The organism is Rhodococcus sp. ENV425 (assembly GCF_002887785.1).
Classification (GTDB): domain Bacteria; phylum Actinomycetota; class Actinomycetes; order Mycobacteriales; family Mycobacteriaceae; genus Rhodococcus; species Rhodococcus aetherivorans.
In genome coordinates this window covers 14,780-17,632 of the sequence record NZ_PCZU01000051.1, presented here as the reverse complement: position 1 = coordinate 17,632, position 2,853 = coordinate 14,780, and the positions used below count along the sequence as shown (strand labels likewise).

Annotated in this window: 3 protein-coding genes and 1 pseudogene; 3 read left to right on the top strand and 1 reads right to left on the bottom strand. The window is 74.2% G+C overall.

From position 1 onward, the window contains the following. The 3 genes from CQZ88_RS04130 to CQZ88_RS04120 form a co-directional block, all read left to right on the top strand. Positions 1 to 259 (top strand): PfkB family carbohydrate kinase (locus CQZ88_RS04130; protein WP_258008434.1); only part of this gene is annotated, 259 nt, incomplete at its 5' end. A gap of 9 nt (positions 260 to 268) precedes the next feature. After that, complete coding sequence (locus CQZ88_RS04125) at positions 269 to 2,314, top strand: fructose-specific PTS transporter subunit EIIC (RefSeq protein ID WP_029543363.1); 2,046 nt, start codon at positions 269 to 271, stop codon at positions 2,312 to 2,314. 38 nt (positions 2,315 to 2,352) lie between these two features. Next, a complete protein-coding gene (locus CQZ88_RS04120; protein ID WP_006935073.1) occupies positions 2,353 to 2,610 on the top strand; it encodes an HPr family phosphocarrier protein in 258 nt (85 codons plus the stop codon). A gap of 2 nt (positions 2,611 to 2,612) precedes the next feature. Here the strand turns inward: CQZ88_RS04120 and CQZ88_RS30420 are convergent. After that, positions 2,613 to 2,853 (bottom strand): annotated as a pseudogene (locus CQZ88_RS30420) (hypothetical protein); the annotation flags it as partial.

The window sequence follows — 2,853 nt, the reverse complement described above, 5'->3', positions numbered from 1 at the left end:
GGTGCCCGGACCCGTGACCGCGCGCAGCACCGTCGGCGCCGGCGACTCCTCCCTCGCCGGCTATCTCGTCGCGGAGCTGGCCGGGCTCGGCCCCGCCGAGCGCCTCCGCCACGCCGTCGCGTACGGCTCGGCGGCCGTGGCACTTCCCGGCACCACGCTTCCCGGACCCGACGACGTCGACACCGGCGCCGTCGAGGTCGCTCCGCTCCGCCCCGTTCCCCTGGACACCCCGTCCCCGGCCCTCCCTCACCACCAGTAAGGACACGCCATGCCAGACATCGCTTCCGGCGCCACCTCCGGGCCCGCGATCATCGACGACGGCCTGATCGCGCTCGACGCAGACCTCGGCGCCGACAAGGAGTCGGTCATCGCCGCGCTGGCCTCGCGGCTGGCCGCCGCCGGCCGCGCCACCGACGCGGCGGCACTGACGGCCGCCGCCCTGGACCGGGAGGCCAAGTCGGCCACCGGCCTGCCCGGTGGGATCGCCATCCCGCACTGCCGCGCCGACGCCGTCGCCACCGCGTCGCTCGGCTTCGCGCGACTGTCCCCCAAGGTGGACTTCGGCGCCCCCGACGGACCCGCCGACCTCGTGTTCCTCATCGCCGCCCCGGAGGGGGCCGGAGCCGAGCACATGAAGCTGCTCTCGTCGCTCGCCCGGGCACTCGTGCGGCCGGACTTCGTCGGGTCACTGCGCGACGCGGCCACACCCGCGGACGTGATCGCGCTGGTCGAGGGGGTTCTGCCGAAACCGGCCCCGGCCACCACCGCGGCCCCGGCCGCCGAGTCCGCGCCGGCCACCCCGGCGCCCGAACCCACCCCGGCCGCCGAGCGCACCATCGTCGCTGTCACCGCCTGCCCGACGGGAATCGCCCACACCTACATGGCCGCCGATGCCCTCAAGGCCGCGGGCGAACGCGCCGGGGTCACGGTGCGGGTCGAGACCCAGGGTTCGAGCGGCAGCACCCCCCTGCCGGCGTCCGTGATCGCCGGCGCCGACGCCGTCATCTTCGCCACCGACGTCGGCGTGAAGAACCGCGAACGGTTCGCCGGCAAACCGGTGGTCGCCTCGGGCGTCAAGCGGGCGATCAACGAGCCCGACGTGATGGTCGCCGAGGCGATGCGCGCGGCGAAGGACCCGTCCGCGGGCACCGTCGACGCGGCCGCCGTGGCTGCGGCCGCCGACGAACCCTCGGCGGGCGAGGTCGGCTGGGGCACCCGGCTGCGTCAGATCCTGCTGACCGGCGTGAGCTACATGATCCCGTTCGTCGCCGCGGGCGGCCTGCTCATCGCCCTCGGATTCCTGCTCGGCGGGTACGAGATCACCGAGCCCGCCGCCGACATCGTGGTCGGCAACTCGCTGACCGACCTCCCGGACGGCGGCCTGACCACCTATCTCGGCGCGGTTCTGTTCCAGCTCGGCTCGCTGGCGTTCTCCTTCCTGGTGCCCGCCCTGGCGGGCTTCATCGCCTTCGCGATCGCGGACCGGCCCGGCCTGGCGCCCGGCTTCACCGCCGGCGCGGTGGCCGTGTTCGTCGGGGCCGGCTTCATCGGTGGCCTCGTCGGCGGCCTCATCGCAGGCTTCGCAGCGCTGTGGGTGGGTCGCATCCCGGTCCCGGTGTGGGCCCGCGGGCTGATGCCGGTGGTGATCATCCCGCTGTTCGCCACCCTCATCGTCGGCGCCCTCATGTTCCTCGTCCTCGGCAAGCCCCTCGCCGCGATCACCACGGGCCTGACGAACTGGCTCAACGGCCTGTCCGGGAGTTCGGTCGTCATCCTCGGCGTGATCCTCGGCCTGATGATGTGCTTCGACCTCGGCGGCCCGGTCAACAAGGCCGCCTACGCCTTCGCCGTCGCCGGGCTCGACGTCTCGAACAACGCCTCGCTGCAGATCATGGCGGCCGTGATGGCCGCCGGCATGGTGCCGCCGCTGGCGATGGCACTGTCGTCGACGCTGCGGCCGGGCATCTACAGCACCGCCGAACGGGAGAACGGCAAGGCCGCATGGCTGCTCGGTGCCTCGTTCATCTCCGAGGGAGCGATCCCGTTCGCGGCGGCGGACCCGCTGCGGGTGATCCCGTCGATGATGGCCGGCGGCGCCGTCACCGGCGCGATCGTGATGGCCACCGGGACGACCCTCAGCGCCCCGCACGGCGGCATCTTCGTGTTCTTCGCCATCGGCAACCTGCTGTGGTTCCTGGTCGCCCTCGCCGCCGGCACCGTCGTGGGTGCGCTGTGCGTGACCCTCGCCAAGGAGGTGCACCGGCCCGCCCACCTGCGCAGCAGCGACACCGCGGCCCAGCCCGCCGTCGCCTGATCGGATCCGACGACCGTCCCTACCCCGAAGGAGTTCCCATGCCCAGCACCACCGTCACCGTCGGCTCGTCCATCGGCCTGCATGCCCGGCCGGCCGGCATCATCGCCGAAGCCGTGGTCGCCTCCGGAGTCCCGGTGACCCTGGCCGTGGACGGCGGCGAACCCGTCGACGCGGGCTCGGCGCTGCTCATCATGACGCTCGGCGCCACCCAGGGCACCGAGGTCACCGTGACCAGCGACGACACCGACGTGCTCGCCCGGGTCGCCGAGCTGGTGGCCGCCGACCTCGACGCCTGACGTCAGCCCCGGCGGCGGCGCGCGGCCCGTCGCCACAGCCCGCCTGCGGCGGCTGCGATCACCACGATGCCCGCGGCGATCGCCGCGGGCATCGCCCCGTCCGGGGTCTGCGCCGGCTCCTCCGCAGGCGTGGGCCGGAACAGGCCCACCACGTCGCGCCACACCCGCACTCCCGGCAGGGCGCCGTCGGCGGATTCGGAAGCGGTCAGCAGGTCCCCGCTCGCGGTGAAGGCCACCGCCTCG